Origin of the sequence: Aquincola tertiaricarbonis (assembly GCF_023573145.1) — a bacterium.
In the GTDB taxonomy this organism is placed as follows: domain Bacteria; phylum Pseudomonadota; class Gammaproteobacteria; order Burkholderiales; family Burkholderiaceae_C; genus Aquincola; species Aquincola tertiaricarbonis_B.
Genome location: NZ_CP097636.1, coordinates 3,225,192 through 3,243,475, shown reverse-complemented (window position 1 = coordinate 3,243,475; position 18,284 = coordinate 3,225,192). Strand labels below are relative to the sequence as shown.

17 protein-coding genes are annotated in these 18,284 nt (G+C 69.1%); 11 read left to right on the top strand and 6 right to left on the bottom strand.

Going from position 1 to position 18,284, the window contains the following annotated elements:
- The first annotated feature begins 2 nt into the window (after nt 1-2).
- From MW290_RS29325 to MW290_RS29310, 4 genes are read left to right on the top strand one after another with little or no spacing between them, the layout of a single operon-like run.
- The gene (locus tag MW290_RS29325; RefSeq protein ID WP_250197877.1) at nt 3-437 is read left to right on the top strand and encodes a DUF2147 domain-containing protein; all 435 of its coding nucleotides are present in this window, start codon (nt 3-5) and stop codon (nt 435-437) included.
- 15 nt (nt 438-452) lie between these two features.
- Nucleotides 453-2,846 (top strand): 3-hydroxyacyl-CoA dehydrogenase NAD-binding domain-containing protein, encoded by a 2,394-nt coding sequence (locus tag MW290_RS29320; protein WP_250197876.1) that lies wholly within the window; start codon nt 453-455, stop codon nt 2,844-2,846.
- Nucleotides 2,847-2,857: 11 nt separating this feature from the next.
- Nucleotides 2,858-4,057: an acetyl-CoA C-acyltransferase gene (locus tag MW290_RS29315; protein WP_250197875.1), complete on the top strand. Its 1,200-nt coding sequence runs from the start codon at nt 2,858-2,860 to the stop codon at nt 4,055-4,057.
- 31 nt (nt 4,058-4,088) lie between these two features.
- Nucleotides 4,089-4,850: an enoyl-CoA hydratase gene (locus tag MW290_RS29310; protein ID WP_250197874.1), complete on the top strand. Its 762-nt coding sequence runs from the start codon at nt 4,089-4,091 to the stop codon at nt 4,848-4,850.
- A gap of 22 nt (nt 4,851-4,872) precedes the next feature.
- On the opposite strand, the gene MW290_RS33355 is transcribed toward MW290_RS29310, so the two are convergent.
- Nucleotides 4,873-5,175, bottom strand: coding sequence for a PIN domain-containing protein (locus MW290_RS33355; protein ID WP_375142903.1), 303 nt, complete (start codon nt 5,173-5,175; stop codon nt 4,873-4,875).
- 140 nt (nt 5,176-5,315) lie between these two features.
- On the bottom strand, nt 5,316-5,564 hold the full coding sequence (locus MW290_RS29300; protein ID WP_250197872.1) for a DUF2281 domain-containing protein: 249 nt from the start codon (nt 5,562-5,564) through the stop codon (nt 5,316-5,318).
- A gap of 109 nt (nt 5,565-5,673) precedes the next feature.
- Between MW290_RS29300 and MW290_RS29295 the strand changes: the two genes are divergently transcribed.
- From MW290_RS29295 to otsA, 5 genes are all read left to right on the top strand, one after another.
- Nucleotides 5,674-6,633: an IS5 family transposase gene (locus MW290_RS29295; RefSeq protein WP_250194184.1), complete on the top strand. Its 960-nt coding sequence runs from the start codon at nt 5,674-5,676 to the stop codon at nt 6,631-6,633.
- A 281-nt stretch (nt 6,634-6,914) separates the two neighbouring features.
- On the top strand, nt 6,915-8,045 hold the full coding sequence (locus tag MW290_RS29290) for a mechanosensitive ion channel family protein (protein WP_250197871.1): 1,131 nt from the start codon (nt 6,915-6,917) through the stop codon (nt 8,043-8,045).
- Nucleotides 8,042-8,854, top strand: coding sequence for a trehalose-phosphatase (gene otsB, locus MW290_RS29285; RefSeq protein WP_250197870.1), 813 nt, complete (start codon nt 8,042-8,044; stop codon nt 8,852-8,854). The genes MW290_RS29290 and otsB overlap by 4 nt, the downstream gene beginning before the upstream one ends.
- Nucleotides 8,851-10,647, top strand: coding sequence for a glycoside hydrolase family 15 protein (locus MW290_RS29280; protein ID WP_250197869.1), 1,797 nt, complete (start codon nt 8,851-8,853; stop codon nt 10,645-10,647). Before otsB ends, MW290_RS29280 begins: the two co-directional genes overlap by 4 nt.
- Nucleotides 10,648-10,666: 19 nt before the next feature.
- Nucleotides 10,667-12,061 (top strand): alpha,alpha-trehalose-phosphate synthase (UDP-forming), encoded by a 1,395-nt coding sequence (gene otsA / locus MW290_RS29275; RefSeq protein WP_250197868.1) that lies wholly within the window; start codon nt 10,667-10,669, stop codon nt 12,059-12,061.
- A gap of 13 nt (nt 12,062-12,074) precedes the next feature.
- On the opposite strand, the gene MW290_RS29270 is transcribed toward otsA, so the two are convergent.
- Nucleotides 12,075-13,157, bottom strand: a complete 1,083-nt coding sequence (locus MW290_RS29270) for a zinc ribbon domain-containing protein (RefSeq protein ID WP_250197867.1) — start codon at nt 13,155-13,157, stop codon at nt 12,075-12,077.
- Between the two features lie 16 nt (nt 13,158-13,173).
- A complete protein-coding gene (locus tag MW290_RS29265) occupies nt 13,174-13,614 on the bottom strand; it encodes an acyl-CoA thioesterase (protein WP_250197866.1) in 441 nt (146 codons plus the stop codon).
- 37 nt (nt 13,615-13,651) lie between these two features.
- Between MW290_RS29265 and MW290_RS29260 the strand changes: the two genes are divergently transcribed.
- The gene (locus MW290_RS29260) at nt 13,652-15,520 is read left to right on the top strand and encodes an ABCB family ABC transporter ATP-binding protein/permease (RefSeq protein ID WP_250197865.1); all 1,869 of its coding nucleotides are present in this window, start codon (nt 13,652-13,654) and stop codon (nt 15,518-15,520) included.
- A 71-nt stretch (nt 15,521-15,591) separates the two neighbouring features.
- Entirely contained in the window at nt 15,592-16,359 is a 768-nt protein-coding gene (locus MW290_RS29255) for a type III pantothenate kinase (RefSeq protein WP_250197864.1), read from the top strand.
- 15 nt (nt 16,360-16,374) lie between these two features.
- On the opposite strand, the gene hslU is transcribed toward MW290_RS29255, so the two are convergent.
- Together hslU and hslV are read right to left on the bottom strand one after the other, a co-directional pair.
- A complete protein-coding gene (gene hslU / locus MW290_RS29250) occupies nt 16,375-17,715 on the bottom strand; it encodes an ATP-dependent protease ATPase subunit HslU (protein WP_250197863.1) in 1,341 nt (446 codons plus the stop codon).
- Entirely contained in the window at nt 17,712-18,260 is a 549-nt protein-coding gene (hslV, locus tag MW290_RS29245) for an ATP-dependent protease subunit HslV (RefSeq protein ID WP_250197862.1), read from the bottom strand. Before hslV ends, hslU begins: the two co-directional genes overlap by 4 nt.
- Nucleotides 18,261-18,284 lie beyond the last annotated feature (24 nt).

Here is an 18,284-nt window from a genome sequence, read left to right as displayed (position 1 = left end):
GCATGAAGAAGATCGCCATCGCCGCGCTGCTGTGCGCTGCAGGCGCCGCCTGGGCCCAGTCCACGCCCGCCGGGCTGTGGAAGACCATCGACGACGAGACCAAGCAGGAGCGCTCGCTGGTGCGCATCAGCGATGCGGGCGGCGTGCTCAGCGGCCGCATCGAGAAGGTGCTGGACCCCGCCAAGCAGGACGCCGTGTGCGACAAGTGCGAAGGCGAGGACAAGGGCAAGCCCATCTCCGGCCTGACCATCGTGCGCAACGTCAAGGCCGGCAGCGACGGCGCGGTGTGGGAAGGCGGCGAGATCCTCGACCCCAACAATGGCAAGACCTACAAGGTGCGCCTGAAGCCGGTGGACGGCGGCAAGAAGCTGGAGGTGCGCGGCTACATCGGCACGCCTCTGCTCGGCCGCACCCAGACCTGGCTGCGCGTGGAATAACCGGAGAACCCATCCATGAACCGATTCAACGTACGCAAGGTCGCCGTCCTCGGCGCCGGGGTGATGGGCGCGCAGATCGCCGCCCACCTGGTCAACGTCAAGGTGCCGGTGGTGCTGTTCGACCTGCCGGCCAAGACGGGGCCCAAGAACGGCATCGTCACCAAGGCGGTCGACAACCTCAAGAAGCTCAAGCCCGCGCCGCTGGGCGTGGCGGACGACGCGGCGCTGATCCAGCAGGCCAACTACGAAGAGCACAGCGAGCTGCTGCGCGAGTGCGACCTGGTGATCGAGGCCATCGCCGAGCGCATGGACTGGAAGCTCGACCTGTACCAGAAGATCGCGCCCTTCCTGGCACCGCACGCCATCGTCGCGTCCAACACCTCGGGCCTGTCGATCACCAAGCTCAGCGAGGTGCTGCCCGAGTCGATCAAGCCGCGTTTCTGCGGCATCCACTTCTTCAACCCGCCGCGCTACATGAGCCTGGTGGAGCTGATTCCCACGCCCACCACGCAGCCCGAGATCCTGGACCAGCTGGAAACCTTCGTCACCAGCGCGCTGGGCAAGGGCGTGGTGCGCGCCATCGACACGCCCAACTTCATCGCCAACCGCGTGGGCATCGCCGGCATGCTGGCCACGATGATCGAGGCGGAGAAGTTCGGCCTGACCTACGACGTGGTGGACGACCTCACCGGCAAGAAGCTGGGCCGAGCCAGCTCGGGCACCTTCCGCACCGCCGACGTGGTGGGCCTGGACACCATGGCCCACGTCATCAAGACGCTGCAGGACAACCTGGCCGATGACCTCTTCTTCCCCAGCTACGCCACGCCGCCGGTGCTGGCCAGGCTGATCGAGCAGGGCGCGCTGGGCCAGAAGACCGGCGCCGGCTTCTTCAAGAAGGAAGGCAAGAACATCCTGCGGCTGGACCCGGCGCAGGGCAGCTACGTGCCCGCCGGCGGCAAGGCCGACGAGATCGTGGCCCGCATGCTGAAGAAGCCCGCGGCCGAGCGGCTGAAGCTGCTGCGTGAATCGAAGAACCCCCAGGCGCAGTTCCTGTGGTCCATCCTGCGCGACAGCTTCCACTACGTGGCGGTGCACCTGGCCGACATCGCCGAATCGGCGCGCGACATCGACTTCGCGATGCGCTGGGGCTTCGGCATGAGCCAGGGTCCGTTCGAGCTGTGGCAGGCCGCCGGCTGGGCCCAGGTGGCCGGCTGGATCAACGAAGACATCGCCGCCGGCAAGACGCTGTCGAGCGCACCGCTGCCCGCCTGGGTGACCGAAGGCCCGGTGGCCAATCAAGGCGGCGTGCACCAGGCCGAAGGCTCCTGGAGCGCCAAGGAAGGCCGCTTCGTGCCGCGCAGCACGCTGCCGGTGTACCAGCGCCAGGCCTTCCCCGAGACCGTGCTGGGTGCTGGCGGTGCCGAAGCGCTCAAGAGCGGTACCGAAGAGTTCCGCAATGAAGAGATCCGCGTCTGGTCGCTCGACGGCGAGGTGCTGATCGCCAGCATCACCGCCAAGCTGCACCTGATCAGCCCGCTGGTGACCGAAGGCCTGCTGAAGGCGGTGGAGATCGCCGAGGCCAAGTACCAGGGCCTGGTGATCTGGTCGCCCGACGACGTGTTCTCGGCCGGCGCCAACCTGGAAGCGCTGATGCCGGTGTTCATGAAGAGCGGCGGCAAGGGCATCGCGCCGGAAGAGAAGAAGCTGCAGGACGCGATGCTGCGCATCCGTTATGCAGCCGTGCCGGTGGTGGCCGCGGTGCGTGGCCTGGCGCTGGGTGGCGGCTGCGAGCTGGCGGTGCATTGCGCCCGCCGCGTGGCCACGATGGAAAGCTACGTCGGCCTGGTCGAGGTGGGCGTGGGCCTGATCCCCGGCGGTGGTGGCCTGGCCTACATCGCGCGCCGCGCGGCCGAGATGGCCGAGAAGGCACCGGGCGTGGACATCCTGGCCTTTGCCAAGGAAGGCTTCACCGCCGCGGCCACCGCCCGCGTGGCCACCAGCGCGCTGGAAGCGCGCAAGCTGGGCTACCTGCTGGACGACGACATCATCGTGCCGCACAAGGACGAGCTGCTGTTCGTCGCCAGCCAGCAGGTCAAGGCCATGGCCGCCAGCGGCTGGCGCGCGCCGCTGCGCAAGCTGTTCCCGGTGGCTGGCCGCTCGGCCATCGCCACCATCCAGGCGCAGCTGGTGGGCATGCGCGACGGCGGCTTCATCAGCCAGCACGACTTCCACATCGGCAGCCTGATCGCCGACGTGGTGTGCGGCGGCGCGGTGGATGCCGGCTCGATGGTCAGCGAGGAATACCTGATGGCGCTGGAGCGCAAGCACTTCTGCAGCCTGCTCGACCACCCCAAGACCCAGGAACGCATCATGGGCATGCTGCAGACCGGCAAGCCCGTGCGCAATTGACAGGAGCGACCATGAGCCGACAACTTCAAGACGCCTACATCGTCGCCGCCAGCCGCACGCCCATCGGCAAGTCGGGCCGCGGCGTGTTCCGCAACACCCGCCCCGACGACCTGCTGGTGGCCGCCATCCGCGGTGCGCTGGCCCAGGCGCCCGGCCTGGACCCCAAGGCCATCGAGGACGCCATCATCGGCTGCGCGATGCCCGAGGGTGAGCAGGGCCTGAACATGGCGCGCATCGGCGTGCTGCTGGCCGGCCTGCCCAACGGCGTGGGCGGCGTCACCGTCAACCGCTTCTGCGCATCGGGCTTGACCGCGGTGCAGATGGCGGCCGACCGCATCCGCGTGGGCGAAGCCGACGTGATGATCGCCGGTGGTGCCGAGAGCATGAGCATGGTGCCGATGAGCGGCAACAAGCCCTCGTTCAACCCGTCCATCTTCGAGCGCGACGAGAACATCGGCATCGCCTACGGCATGGGCCTGACCGCCGAGAAGGTGGCCAACCAGTGGAAGGTCTCGCGCGAACAGCAGGACGAGTTCGCGCTGCAGTCGCACCTGAAGGCGCTCAAGGCCCAGCAGGCCGGCGAGTTCAACGACGAGATCGTGCCGGTGGAGGTGACCGACCGCACGCCCAATCTGGCCACCGGCGAGGTGATCACCCGCACCCGCACCGTGTCGCTGGACGAAGGTCCGCGGCCCGACACTTCGCTGGAAGGCCTGGCCAAGCTGCGCACCGTGTTCGCGGCCAAGGGCAGCGTGACGGCGGGCAACAGCTCGCAGACCAGCGATGGCGCGGGCTGCCTGATCCTGGCGTCGGAAAGGGCGGTCAAGCAGTTCAACCTGCAGCCGCTGGCGCGCTTCGTCAGCTTCGCGTCCAAGGGTGTGCCGCCCGAGATCATGGGCATCGGCCCGATCGAGGCCATCCCGGCGGCGCTGAAGTCGGCCGGCCTGTCGCTGGACGCGATGGACTGGATCGAGCTGAACGAAGCCTTCGCCGCGCAGGCGCTGGCCGTCATCAACACCGTGGGTCTGGACCCGGCCAAGGTCAACCCCATGGGCGGCGCCATCGCGCTGGGCCACCCGCTGGGCGCCACCGGTGCCATCCGCGCCGCCACGGTGGTGCATGCGCTGCGCCGCCACAACCTGAAGTACGGCATGCTGACCATGTGCGTGGGCACGGGCCAGGGCGCGGCCGGTATCTTCGAACGCGTCTGAACCCCACCCACCAACAGCAGGAGACACCGGCATGACCATCAAGACCGCCATCGTCGACGGCGTGGCCACCATCGAGATCGCCCGCCCCGAGAAGAAGAACGCCCTCACGCAGGCGATGTACGACGCGATGGCCGAGGCCATCACCGCCGCGCAGGCCGACGGTGCGGTGCGCGCGGTGCTGATCACCGGTCAGCCGGGTATCTTCACCTCGGGCAACGACCTCGAGGACTTCATGCAGCGGCCGCCGGCGGGCATGGATTCGCCGGTGTTCCGCTTCATGAAGGCGCTGGTGGGTTGCGACAAGCCGGTGGTGGCCGCCGTCACCGGCGCGGCCATCGGCATCGGCACCACGATGCTGCTGCACTGCGACTTCGTCTACGTGGCCGACGACGCGCGCCTGGCCATGCCCTTCGTGGGCCTGGGCCTGGTGCCGGAGTTCGCTTCCAGCCTGCTGGTGCCGCAGCTGATGGGCCCGCGCGGCGCCGCCGAAAAGCTGCTGCTGGGCGACCCCTTCACCGGTGAGCAGGCGGTCGAGGCCGGCATCGCCAGTGCGGTGCTGCCCGCCACCGAGGTGATCAAGCACGCCCGCCGCGTGGCCGAGCGCTTCAACGCCCTGCCGCCCGGCGCGGTGCGCGAGAGCAAGCAGCTGCTGCGCCGCCCCACCCAGGCGGCGGTGATGGAAGCCATCAACGCGGAGGCCGAGCTGTTCAGCAAGCGCCTGCGCAGCCCCGAGGCCACAGAGGCCTTCCAGGCCTTCTTCCAGAAGCGCAAGCCCGACTTCTCGAAGTTCTGACGGGGCGGGCGGCGCGCGGGGGCTACGGTTCGATCGGAGGCGTGCGCGCTTCTAGACGGTCCAGGGCCTCGCGCGCTGTGACGATAGGAATGCCCGCGTGGTGCTGCAGTGGCAGCAGGTCTCGGCGGTCGCCGGAGACGATGAGGTCGACCCCGCCGGCGCAGGCGGCGGCCAGCACATGATCGTCGTCTGGGTCGGTCACTACGACCCTGGGAACCGACAGTGGTGTCACCACGGTGCAAATGCGCCGCAACTCATGAACGAGGCTCTCAGGCGTCAAACCCGCTTGAGCAAGCCGCGCCGCGAACTTGCCGCGGCCCAGCACATCCAGCAGTTCGCTCAGCAGTGACTCGCTGCTGACGAGCCCGAATCACCGCGTCGAGCGCCGTCCAGCAGCCGCCGCGGTACCCCGGACGAAATGATGCCGGAGACCGACAAGTTGGTATCCAACAGCATCTTCATGACTCACGCGCCTGCGATGCCCTCGTTGCGCCGCGCTTGACGGCTGGCCTGAACCTCAGCTTCCACCTCTTCATCCGAAACTGCGGGCAGATTGAGCGCGTCCAGGCGCGCCAGTTGATCCCCCAGACGCGCGGCTGCCAGCTTTCGTTCTTCGCGTGAAGCCAGAAACTCCACGTAGTCCACCACTTCTGCCACACGCGCAGGCGGCAGCTGCTTCAGGCGTTCCAACAATTGCAACTCGATCGCTGTCATCGCAGAGGTCCTCGGCGTGCGGCTTGCCAATGATGGCCTAAGGAAGGTCTGCACAACTACGTGCCGATCCGAATAGCCTGACCGCCCTGCGCCAGGGATGATCACGCTCATGAAGCAGCTCGGACTTGGCCTGAACCTGTCGACGAAGAAGACCCGAAAGCGCGAGTTCCTCGAAGAGATGGAACGCGTGGTGCCGTGGTCGGCGCTGATGCAGGTGGTGGAGCCGTACTACCCCAAGGCCAAGACCGGACGGCCGCCGTTTCCCATCGAGACCATGCTGCGAGTTCACTACCTGCAGCAATGGTTCGCGCTGTCCGACCCGGCGATGGAAGAGGCGCTGCACGACATGCCCGTCTTCCGTGAGTTCGCTCGTTTGGGCGAAGGTGTCGAGCGATTGCCCGACGAGACCACCATCCTGAGGTTTCGGCACCTGCTGGAGAAGCACGATTTGGCCACCGACATGCTGCGGGTGGTCAACGACATCCTCCAGGCCAAGGGCCTGATGATGAAGAAGGGCACCGTCGTCGACGCCACCTTGATCGCCGCGCCGAGTTCGACCAAGAACGCCGAGGGCGAGCGGGACCCCGAGATGAAGCAGGCCAAGAAGGGCAACCAGTGGTACTTCGGCATGAAGGCCCACATCGGCGTGGACGCGCACTCCGGCTTGGTGCACAGCGTCGTGGGCACGGCCGCCAGCGTCAACGACGTGACGCAGGCCGGCGCACTGCTGCACGGTGACGAGGAGGTCGCCTTTGGAGACGCGGGCTACCAAGGCGTGCACAAGCGCATCGAAGCCCAGGGGCCGCAGTGGCACGTGGCCATGCGGCCAGGGTTGCGGCGCAAGCTCAACCCGTTCATCGCGCCGCACTTCGAGGCGCTGAGCCTGGAGAAGTGGAAGGCAAGCATCCGGGCCAAGGTCGAGCATCCGTTCCGGGTAATCAAGCGGCAGTTCGGCTACACAAAGGTTCGCTACCGAGGATTGGCCAAGAACACGGCGCAGATCGCCACGCTCTTCGCGCTGTCAAACCTGTGGATGGCGAGGCGGCAGCTGATCGGAGCGCAGGGATGAGTGCGTCCGCGGTGCCTTGCAGGGGCCTGCGGAGCGCTGCAGCAGGCCCAACCGGGGCCTCGAAGACGCCGCGAATCGCCTCGGTGCAGCCAGACGGCGCTTGACGATCATCGAATCGGCTCGACGGGCGCATCGCATCGCGTTGTGCAGACCTTCCCTAAGTGTGCCCCAGCGGCGGCCACGGTTCTCCGGCGACCGGGCGGCGACAAGTCGTAACAGCCGGAACCCCATCCCCCTCATCCAATCGCACCTTGCTGCATTGCAACAAAGGAGGGCGTTGGATGGATTTCTTGCCGATCTTGTGGATGCCGTGGCTGCAGCCGCTGCTGGCGGCCAGCCTGGTGGTGGTGGCGGCGCTGGGCGTGCACCGGCTGGGGCGCGCGGTGCTCACGCGCATCACCCGCGGCGCCAGGGTGCCGGCCGCGGTGGTGCGGCAGGTGGACGTGCCTGCCCAGTGGGTGCTGCCGCTGGCCGCGCTGCAGGTGGTGTGGCAGGGCGCGCCCGACACGCTGCCGCTGATCGGCTCGCTGCGCCACCTGAACGGCGTGCTGCTGATCGCGGCCATCACCTGGCTGCTGGCGCGCGCGGTGCGCGGCGTGGCGCTGGGCGTGATCGACCTCTACCCGGCCGACGTGCAGGACAACCTGCAGGCCCGGCGCATCCACACCCAGGCCCGGGTGCTGGCCCGCACCGTGATGGTGGCGGTGATGCTGGCCGGCCTGTCGATGATCCTGATGACCTTCCCGGGGGCGCGGCAGCTGGGCGCCAGCCTGCTGGCCTCGGCCGGTGTGGCCGGCCTGGTGGTCGGTATCGCGGCCAGGCCGCTCTTCAGCAACATGATCGCGGGGCTGCAGATCGCGCTGGCGCAGCCCATCCGCATCGACGACGTGCTCATCGTGCAGGGCGAATGGGGCAGGGTGGAGGAGATCACCGGCACCTACGTGGTCCTGGCCATCTGGGACCAGCGGCGGCTGATCATCCCGCTGCAGTGGTTCATCGAGAACCCGTTCCAGAACTGGACGCGCAGCACCTCGCAGATCATCGGCACCGTGTTCCTGCACGTGGACTACGCCATGCCGCTGGCGCCCTTGCGGGCCGAGGCCAGGCGCCTGTGCGAAGCCTCGCCGCATTGGGACGGCCGCCTGTGCCTGCTGCAGGTGACCGAGGCCGGCGAGCGCACGATGCAGTTGCGCGTGCTGGTGACGGCGCATGACTCGGGCAAGGCCTGGGACCTGCGCTGCGAGGTGCGTGAAGGTCTGCTGAGCTACATCCAGGCCCACCACCCTGAGCACCTGCCGCAGTGGCGCACGCAGCGGCTCGACGGTGAAGCCATTCCGCGCGGCGACGAAGCCTTCCGGGCACGCCATTCGCCGGTGGAGGCGGTGCCCTCCACGGTTTCGCCCGCCCCATGATGCAAGACGAAGTGACTCCCCCGGGCCCGCAGCGAAGCGGGCCGCCGCCGCTGCCTCCGGAGGCGGCGCTGTTCATCGACTTCGACGGCACGCTGGCCCCGCTGGCACCCCGCCCGCAGGACGTGCAGGTGCCCGAGTGGGTGCTGCCCACGCTGCGCCACCTGCACGGTGCGCTGGGGGGCGCGGTGGCGGTGATCAGCGGCCGGCCGGTGGCGCAGATCGACGGCTTCCTGGCGCCGCTGCAGCTGCCCGCGGCCGGCGTGCACGGGGTGGAGCGCCGCGGCAGCAATGGCCTGCTGCGGGTGGAAGCGGCCGAGCCGCCGGCGCCGCTGGTGGCCGCCGCGCAGGCGCTGGTGGCCGAGCATCCCGGCCTGCTGTTCGAGCCCAAGACCGGCGGCTTCGCCTTGCACTTCCGCTCACGCCCGTTGCTGGGCGGCCTGTGCCACGACACGCTGCAGGCCGCGCTGCGCGCCCTGCCGGAGGTGCTGACCTGGCAGATCATGGGCGGTCACTGCGTGTACGAGATCAAGCAGCGCAAGGTGTCCAAGGGCGTGGCGCTGGCGGCGCTGCAGCAGGACCCGTGCTTCGCCGGCCGGCTGCCGGTGTACGTGGGCGACGACGTGACCGACGAAGACGGCATCGCGGCCGCGCAGGCGGCCGGTGGCTTCGGCGTGCGGGTGGGGCCGGGGGCCACGCAGGCACGCTATTGGCTGGAAGACATCGATGCCGTCTCCCGGTGGCTGGGAGATGCGGTCCGCCGCTTGCCGGCGCCGGGGGGCGGCAGCCCGCCACCCCAAGCGCTCGCATGAACCCACCGGCTTCGCTGAACCTCGGCATCATCGGCAACTGCTCCATCAGCGCCCTGGTCGACGACCAGGCGCGCATCGTCTGGTGTTGCTACCCCCGCTACGACAGCGACCCGATCTTTCATGCGCTGCTCGATTCGGCCGACGGCTTGAAGCCCGACGGCAGCTGGCAGATCTGCCTGGAAGGGCAGCAGCGCAGCGAACAGGCCTACGAGCCCAACACGGGCGTGCTGCGCACCCGGCTGTTCGATGCCGAAGGGGGCGCGGTCGAGATCACCGACTTCGCGCCCCGCTACCTGCTGCACGGCCGCCCGTTCCGGCCGTTGACGCTGGTGCGGCGCGTGCGCGCGCTGTCGGGCGCGCCGCGGGTGCGCGTGGTGCTGCGGCCGCGCTGCGATTGGGGCGCCACGTTGCCCACCGTCACCCGCGGCAGCGATCACATCCGCTACGTGGGCCCGGAATCGACGCTGCGGCTGACCACCAATGCGCCCATCACCTACGTGATCGACGAGACGGCGTTCACGCTGACGCAGCGGCTGAGCTTCATCCTCGGCCCCGATGAAGCCTTGCAGGCCGCCATCGAAGACACCGCCCGGCTGCTGGAGGAGCACACCATCGGCCACTGGCGCGCCTGGACGCGTGCGCTGGCGGTGCCGCTGGAGTGGCAGGACGCGGTGATCCGCGCCGCCATCACGCTGAAGATGTGCCTGTACGAGGACACCGGCGCCATCGTCGCCGCGATGACCACCAGCATCCCCGAGGCGCCGGGCAGCCAGCGCAACTGGGACTACCGCTTCTGCTGGATCCGCGATGCCTTCTTCGTGGTGCGGGCGCTCAACAGCCTGTCGGAAGTGGACACGATGGAGGACTACCTGCGCTGGCTGCGCGACGCCATCGGCGACATGGCCGGCGGCCATGTGCAGCCGCTGTACGGCATCGGCCTGGAGCATGAACTGGTCGAGCGTGAGCTGCCGCACCTGTCGGGCTACCGCGGCCACCCGCCGGTGCGCGTGGGCAACCAGGCTTATGAGCACTTCCAGTTCGACGTGTACGGCAACATCGTGCTGGGCGCGGCGCAGGCCTTTCACGACACGCGGCTGCTGCGCCAGGGCACACGCCAGGAGTTCGGCCTGATGGAGGCGGTGGGCGAGCAGGCCTTCGCCATCCACGACCACCCCGACGCCGGCATGTGGGAGCTGCGTACCCGCAGCGCGGTGCACACCTCGTCGGTGCTGATGAACTGGGCCGCTTGCGACCGGCTGGCCAAGATCGCCCAGGCCTTCGAGCTGGCCGACCGCGCGGCTCTGTGGCGCCAGCGGGCCGACCTCATCCGCGACAAGATCCTGACCCAGGCCTGGAGCGAGCGCCGGCAGGCCTATGCAGCCACCTTCGGCGGCGACGAGCTGGACGCCAGCGTGCTGCTGATGGTGGAGGTGGGTCTGATCGACCCGCACGACCCGCGCTTCGTGGCCACCGTGGATGCGCTGGAGGCTGCCTTGTGCGACGGCCCCTACATGCGCCGCTACGAGGCGCCCGACGACTTCGGCCGGCCCGAGACGGCCTTCAACATCTGCGCCTTCTGGCGCATCAATGCGCTGGCGCGCATCGGCCGCACGGCCCAGGCGCGCGAGATCTTCGAGGCCATGCTGGCCAGCCGCAACCCGCTGGGGCTGCTGTCCGAAGACACCCATCCCGCCACCGGAGAGCTGTGGGGCAACTTCCCGCAGACCTACTCGATGGTGGGCATCGTGAATGCCGCGGTGCGCCTGTCCGCACCCTGGGATTCGCGGATATGAAGAAGCAGGAGGAAGTACCGTGTCCCGACTCGTCGTGATCTCCAACCGCGTGGGCGACCCACGCAAGGTGGCCGCCGGCGGCCTGGCCGTGGCCCTGGGCGATGCACTGGCCACCAGCGGCGGCCTGTGGTTCGGCTGGAGCGGCAAGATCGTGGAAGACGGCGCCACCGGTGAAGGCGAGCTGCACCAGCAGCGCGCCGGCAATGTGGAACTGGTGACCATCGACCTCTCGCGCGAGGACCACGACACCTACTACACCGGCTACTCCAACCAGGCGCTGTGGCCGGCCTTCCATTACCGGCTGGATCTGGCCGACTTCGGCAGCGGCTTCTTCGCGGGCTACCAGCGGGTCAACCGCCTCTTCGCGCGCAAGCTGGCGCCGCTGCTGCGCGACGACGATGTGATCTGGGTGCACGACTACCACCTGATTCCGCTCGCCTCGGAGCTGCGCTCGCTGGGTTGCCGCCAGCGCATCGGCTTCTTCCTGCACATTCCGCTGCCGCCGCCGCCCATCCTGGCCGCCATCCCGGGGCATGAGTGGCTGATGCGCTCCTTCTTCGCCTACGACCTGGTGGGCCTGCAGACGAATGAGGACGCCGACCACTTCGGCCGCTTCCTGGTGGGCGAGGCGCATGCCGAGCGGCTGGCCGACGGCCGCTTCAGCGCTTACGGCCGCACGATGCGGGCGCAGGCGTTTCCCATCGGCATCGACGTGGACGAGTTCCAGGGCCTGGCCGAGTCGCCCGAATCGCGCGAGACCGAGACCACGCTCAAGCAGCAGTACGCCCACCGACGCCTGCTGGTGGGCATCGACCGGCTCGACTATTCCAAGGGTCTGCCGCGGCGGCTGCGCGCCTTCCGCGAGTTGCTGGCCAACTACCCCGAAACACGCAACAGCGCGACGCTGATCCAGGTGGCCTCACCCACGCGTGAAAGCGTGGATGCGTATGCCGACATCCGCCACGAGCTGGAAAGCCTGGCCGGCGAGATCAACGGGGCCTATGGCGAGCTGGACTGGATGCCCATCCGCTACATGCACCGCACCTGGGCCCGCAAGCGGTTGCCCGGCCTGTACCGCGCCGCCAAGGTGGCACTGGTGACGCCGCTGCGCGACGGCATGAACCTGGTGGCCAAGGAATACGTGGCCATGCAGGACGAAACCGACCCCGGCGTGCTGGTGCTCTCCCGCTTCGCCGGGGCGGCCGAGCAGATGCGCGAGGCGCTGCTGGTCAATCCGTACGACATCCCGGCCACCGCCCAGACCATCCAGCGCGCGCTGCAGATGCCGCTGGCCGAGCGGCGTGAGCGCCATGCGGTGCTGCTCAAGCGCATCCGCGAGTACGACGTGCACGCGTGGCGCAAGGACTTCCTGGGCGTGCTGGCCGAGACCGCCGAGGCGGCGCCGGTGACCTGAAGCTGCGGGGCAATCAGGCGCCCGGCGTGGCCGGCACGGTGGCTGGCAGCCTGCCGCCCTCGGCCCGCGTGCCGCACTTCGGGCAGTAGTGGAAGAAGGCGTTCTTGCGCGTGCTGCAGTGGCCGCAGTGGTCGAACAGGCCCAGGCCGCAGTGCACACAGAAGTCGGCCGCCACGTCGCCCGTGGTCAGCACCGCCCGCTCGCAGGCCGGGCACACGCCGGAGGCCAGGCGCTTGAGCGCGGCCTCGGTGCCCAGGGCCTGGCGGCGCTGCTGCTCGCTCTGCTGCTCCACCTGCGCGCGGCGCGCCAGGTAGCGGCGCATGGCCTTGACGCCATAGTGGCCGGCCAGGCCGGTGAGCAGCACGCCCACGCCGTAGCGCACGTAGCTGCCGTAGCTGGGCAGGTAGGGCACCAGCTCGAAGAAGAAGGTGAAGGCCGCGAACAGCACGAAGCCGCGCATCAGCGGCCAGTAGTCGCTGCGGCGGTGGCGGGCCAGCAGCCAGCCGGCGATGACCAGCAGCGGCAGCGTGAGCGCCAGCCGCAGGCCGAAGACCCGCAGCTCCTGCGCCCGCAGCGCGCGTTCGTAGGCCTCCTGCGCATCGGACAACAGGCCGGCTTCGGTGCGCCGGTTGGCCTGCAGCGCCTGCTGCTGGTCGAGCTGCTGCTGGTCCAGCGCTTCGACGCGCGCCTGGGCTTCGCGCTCGCGGGCCTTCAGCGTGTCCAGCTCGCGGGTGCGCTGGATGACCTGCGGGTCCTGCTGCGGGTCGGTGGTGGCGGTGCGGGTGGCCAGCCAGTTGCCATAGGCGGAGCGGGCCGACTGGTAGGCATTGCCTGCCGCCTGCAGCGCCAGCCGGGCCTGGTCGTGCTGTTCCTGCAGCTCGGTCTCGCGCCGCGCCAGCGTCTCGCGCTCGGTGCGCAGCCGTTGCAGCGCGGGCCGGTCGGCCACGAAGTCCTCGGCGCTGAGCCGGTTCTCGACCTTGGGCAGGTCGGCCACCAGGTTGCCGCCCAACCCCACCAGGAAGCCGGCAAAGGCCAGCGACACCACCCACATCGCCAGCCGGAACAAGCGCTCCGGCACCCGCAAGGCCTTGAACATGGCGGGCGCTCTGTGCTCAGGCCTGCGGCGGGCGCGGCACCGGGCGCGGGTTGCCGTTGGCGTCGGTGGCCACGTAGGTCAGCGTGGCCTCGGTCACCTTCACCACCTGTTCGGTCGGCTGCAGGCGCTGGGCGTACACCTCCACGTCCACGGTGATCGAGGTACGGCCGATGCGCACGATCTCGGCATAGAAGCTCAGCAGGTCGCCCACGCGCACCGGCTGCTTGAAGACGAATTCCTTCACCGCCACGGTGGCCAGCCGGCCCTGCGCCAGGCGGCCGGGCAGCACGGCGCCGGCCAGGTCCACCTGGGCCATCACCCAGCCGCCGAAGATGTCGCCATTGCCGTTGACGTCGGCCGGCATCGGGATCACGCGCAGCACCAGCTCCTTGTCGGTGGGCAGCTGCAGGGGCGCATCGGTCGGCGGCGCGCCGGACGGATCGGAGTTGGGCATCATCGGGATCTTCTGTTCTTCGAAAAATCATTCTCACACGATGCGCGCCGCCGCCAGCTCGTCCCACCTGCCGCCCTCGGCCGCCGCCGATCCTGCCCAGCGCCGCTCCGACTGGGGCACGCTGGCGCGGCTGCTGCCCTACCTGTGGCGCTACCGCTGGCGGGTGGGGCTGGCGCTGTCCTTCCTGATCCTGGCCAAGGTGGCCAACGTCGGCGTGCCGCTGCTGCTCAAGCAGCTGGTCGACCGCCTGTCCATCCAGCCGGGCTCGGTGCAGGCCATGCTGGTGGTGCCGGTGGGGCTGCTGGTGGCCTACGGGCTGCTGCGGCTGTCCACCTCGGTGTTCACCGAGCTGCGCGAACTGGTGTTCGCCAAGGCCACCGAGGGCACCACCCGCAGCATCGCGCTGCAGGTGTTCCAGCACCTGCATGCGCTGAGCCTGCGCTTCCACCTCGAGCGCCAGACCGGCGGCATGACGCGCGACATCGAGCGCGGCACGCGGGCGGTGCAGTCGCTGTTCTCGTACTCGCTCTACAGCATCCTGCCCACGCTGATCGAGATGGTGATGGTGCTGACGCTGCTGGGCGTCAAGTTCGATGCCTGGTTCGCCGGCATCACGCTGGTGGCGCTGCTGGTGTACATCGGCTTCACCGTGGCGGTGACCGAATGGCGCACGCAGTTCCGCAAGCAGCTCAACGAGCTGGACTCCAAGGCGCACAGCCGGGCCATCGATTCGCTGCTGAACTACGAGACGGTCAAGTACTTCAACAACGAGCAGTACGAGGCCCGCCGCTACGACGAGAGCCTGAACAACCTGCGCCGCGCCGCCGTCAAGAGCCAGCGCACGCTGTCGCTGCTGAACACCGGGCAGCAGCTGATCATCGCCGCCGCGCTGATCGCGATGCTGTGGCGCGCGACGGAGGGCGTGGTGGCCGGCCGCATGACGCTGGGCGACCTGGTGATGGTCAATGCCTTCATGATCCAGCTGTACGTGCCGTTGAACTTCCTGGGCGTGATCTACCGCGAGATCAAGCAGGGCCTGGCCGACCTGGACAAGATGTTCGTGCTGCTGGAACGCGAGCGTGAGGTGGCCGACCAGCCTGGCGCGCAGCCGCTGCAGGTGAGCGAAGGCCGGGTGCGCTTCGAACATGTGAGCTTTGCCTACGACGGCGCCCAGGGCCCGCAGGGCGCGGCGGCACACCGGCCCATCCTGCACGACGTGAGCTTCGAGATTCCGCCCGGCCGCACGGTGGCGGTGGTGGGCCCCTCGGGCGCGGGCAAGAGCACGCTGGCGCGGCTGCTGTACCGCTTCTACGACGTGGAGCCCGGCGCCGGCCGCATCACCATCGACGGCCAGGACATCCGGGCCGTGACGCAGGCCAGCCTGCGCGCGGCCATCGGCATCGTGCCGCAGGACACGGTGCTGTTCAACGACACGGTGGCCTACAACATCGGCTACGGCCGGCCCGACGCGTCGCAGGCCGAGATCGAGGCGGCCGCGCGCGCCGCGCACATCCACGACTTCATCGCCAGCACGCCCAAGGGCTACGACACCATCGTCGGGGAGCGGGGCCTGAAGCTGTCGGGCGGCGAGAAGCAGCGCGTGGCCATCGCCCGCACGCTGCTGAAGAACCCGCCCGTCCTCATTTTTGATGAAGCCACCTCGGCGCTGGACTCGGCCAACGAGCGCGCCATCCAGGGTGAGCTGCAGAGCGCCGCCCGCGGCAAGACGGCGCTGGTGATCGCGCACCGGCTGTCCACCGTGGTGGACGCGCACGAGATCGTGGTGATGGAGCAGGGCCGCGTGGTGGAACGCGGGCCCCATGCGGCGTTGCTGGCGCTGGATGGCGTGTACGCCCGCATGTGGCGCCTGCAACACAGCCAGGCGCCCGGCGAGACCACCCCCGCGTAAGCCCCGGGTATGGTGGCTGCTGCAGCGCGGAACCATTCGGCACAATCGCCCGTCCCCGTTCCCCTTGCGCCATGAGCTTCCTCGCCATCGACATCGGCAACACCCGCTTGAAGTGGGCGTTGTACGCATCGCCCACACCGGGCGCGGCCTTGCTGGACCATGGGGCTGCCTTTCTCGAAACCATCGACGAACTGGCCGAAGGCGCCTGGGCGAAGCTGCCGCACCCCGGCAGCATGCTCGGCTGCAACGTGGCCGGCGACGCGGTGCGCCGCCGCGTGGAGGAGCAGCTGGAGCTGTGGGACTTCACGCCACGCTGGGTGGTGCCCGGCGCGCAGGAGGGTGGGGTGGTCAACGGCTACGACCACCCGGGCCGGCTGGGCGCCGACCGCTGGACCTCGCTGATCGGCGCGCACTGGCACATGCGCTCGCGCGGCTCGCACCGCCCGGTGCTGGTGGTGATGATGGGCACCGCGGTGACGGTGGATGCGCTGTCGGCCGACGGCCAGTTCCTGGGCGGCATCATCCTGCCGGGCCACGGCATCATGCTGCGGGCGCTGGAAAGCGGCACCGCCGGCCTGCGTGTGCCCACCGGTCAGGTGCGCGAGTTTCCGACCAACACGTCAGACGCTTTGACCAGCGGCGGCACGTTCGCGATCACCGGCGCCATCGAGCGCATGCACCGCCACCTGCGCACCCGCACCGGCAAGACGCCCATCGTGCTGGTGACCGGCGGCGCCGGCTGGAAGGTGGCGCCCGACCTGGACGTCGACCATGAGCTGGTCGAGTCGCTGATCTTCGACGGCCTGCTCGCCATGCAGTCCCATAGGTTGGCGCTGTAAGCGCCAACCCCAGCGCTACAGGATGTAGCGCGACAGGTCTTCGTTCTTCGACAGCTCCGACAGCTTGCCGTCCACCGCGGCGGCGTCCAGCGTCACCGTCTGGCCGCTGCGGTTGGGCGCGTCGAAGCTGACGTCGTCCAGCAGCCGTTCCATCACCGTGGCCAGGCGGCGGGCGCCGATGTTCTCGGTGCGCTCGTTCACGTCGTAGGCGATCTGCGCCAGCCGGCGGATGCCGTCGGCGGTGATGTCCAGCTGCACGCCTTCGGTGGCCAGCAGCGCCTCGTACTGCTTGACCAGGCTGGCATGGGTGCTGGTGAGGATGGACTCGAAATCGTCCACCGACAGCGAGCCCAGTTCCACCCGGATCGGGAAACGGCCCTGCAGCTCCGGGATCAGGTCGCTGGGCTTGGTCAGGTGGAAGGCGCCCGACGCGATGAACAGGATGTGGTCGGTCTTGACCATGCCGTACTTCGTGTTCACCGTGGTGCCTTCCACCAGCGGCAGCAGGTCGCGCTGCACGCCCTGGCGCGACACCTCGGCGCCGCCGTGTTCGCTACGCGAGGCCACCTTGTCGATCTCGTCGATGAAGACGATGCCGTTCTGCTCGGCGTTGTGCAGCGCCGCGGTCTTGATGTCGTCCTCGTTCACCAGCTTGGCGGCCTCTTCGTCCACCAGCAGCTTGCGCGCCTCGGCGATCTTGACCTTGCGCGTCTTGCGCTTGCCCGCGCCCATCTGCGAGAACAGGCCCTTGAGCTGCTCGGCCATCTCTTCCATGCCTTGCGGGCCCATGATCTCGAGCTGCGGCTTGGCCTCGGCCAGGTCGATCTCGATCTCCTTGTCGTCCAGCGTGCCCTCGCGCAGGCGCTTGCGCATCACCTGGCGGGCCGTGTTGTCGGCCGGCGGGGCGGGCGGCGTGGCGTCGAAGCCCACCGACGGCGTGCGCGCCACCGGCACCAGGATGTCGAGGATGCGGTCTTCGGCCGCGTCTTCGGCGGCGCTGCGCTTGCGGCGCACCTGCAGCTCACGCTCTTGCTTGACGGCCATGTCCACCAGGTCGCGGATGATGCTGTCCACGTCCTTGCCCACGTAGCCCACCTCGGTGAACTTGGTGGCTTCCACCTTGATGAAAGGCGCGTCGGCCAGCTTGGCCAGGCGGCGCGCGATCTCGGTCTTGCCGACGCCGGTGGGGCCGATCATCAGGATGTTCTTGGGCGTGATCTCGGCGCGCAGCTTCTCGTCCACCTGCTGGCGGCGCCAGCGGTTGCGCAGCGCGATGGCCACCGCGCGCTTGGCATTGGCCTGGCCGACGATGTGGCGGTCGAGCTCGGAAACGATCTCTTGCGGGGTCATGCTCATCCGAGCACCTCGATGGTGTGACGCTGGTTGGTGTAGATGCACAGGTCGCCGGCGATCACCAGCGACTTCTTGACCACTTCTTCGGGCGGCAGCTCGGTGTGGTCCAGCAGCGCCTTGGCGGCGGCCTGCGCATAGGCGCCGCCCGAGCCGATGGCGATGATGCCGTTCTCGGGCTCCAGCACGTCGCCATTGCCGGTGATGATGAGCGAGGCCTGGCGGTCGGCGACGGCCAGCATGGCTTCCAGCCGGCGCAGCACGCGGTCGGTGCGCCAGTCCTTGGTCAGCTCGATGGCGGCGCGCACCAGGTGGCCCTGGTGCTTTTCCAGCTTGGCCTCGAAGCGCTCGAACAGCGTGAACGCATCGGCCGTGGCGCCGGCAAAACCGGCCAGCACCTGGTCGCGGTAGAGCTTGCGCACCTTGCGGGCGGTGGATTTGACGACGATGTTGCCAAGCGTGACCTGGCCGTCGCCGCCCAGCGCAACCTGGTTGCCACGCCGAACGCTGACGATGGTGGTGCCGTGAAACACCGGGGTTTGTGTGTCCATGGGGGGCATCTGGCGGTGAGGGGC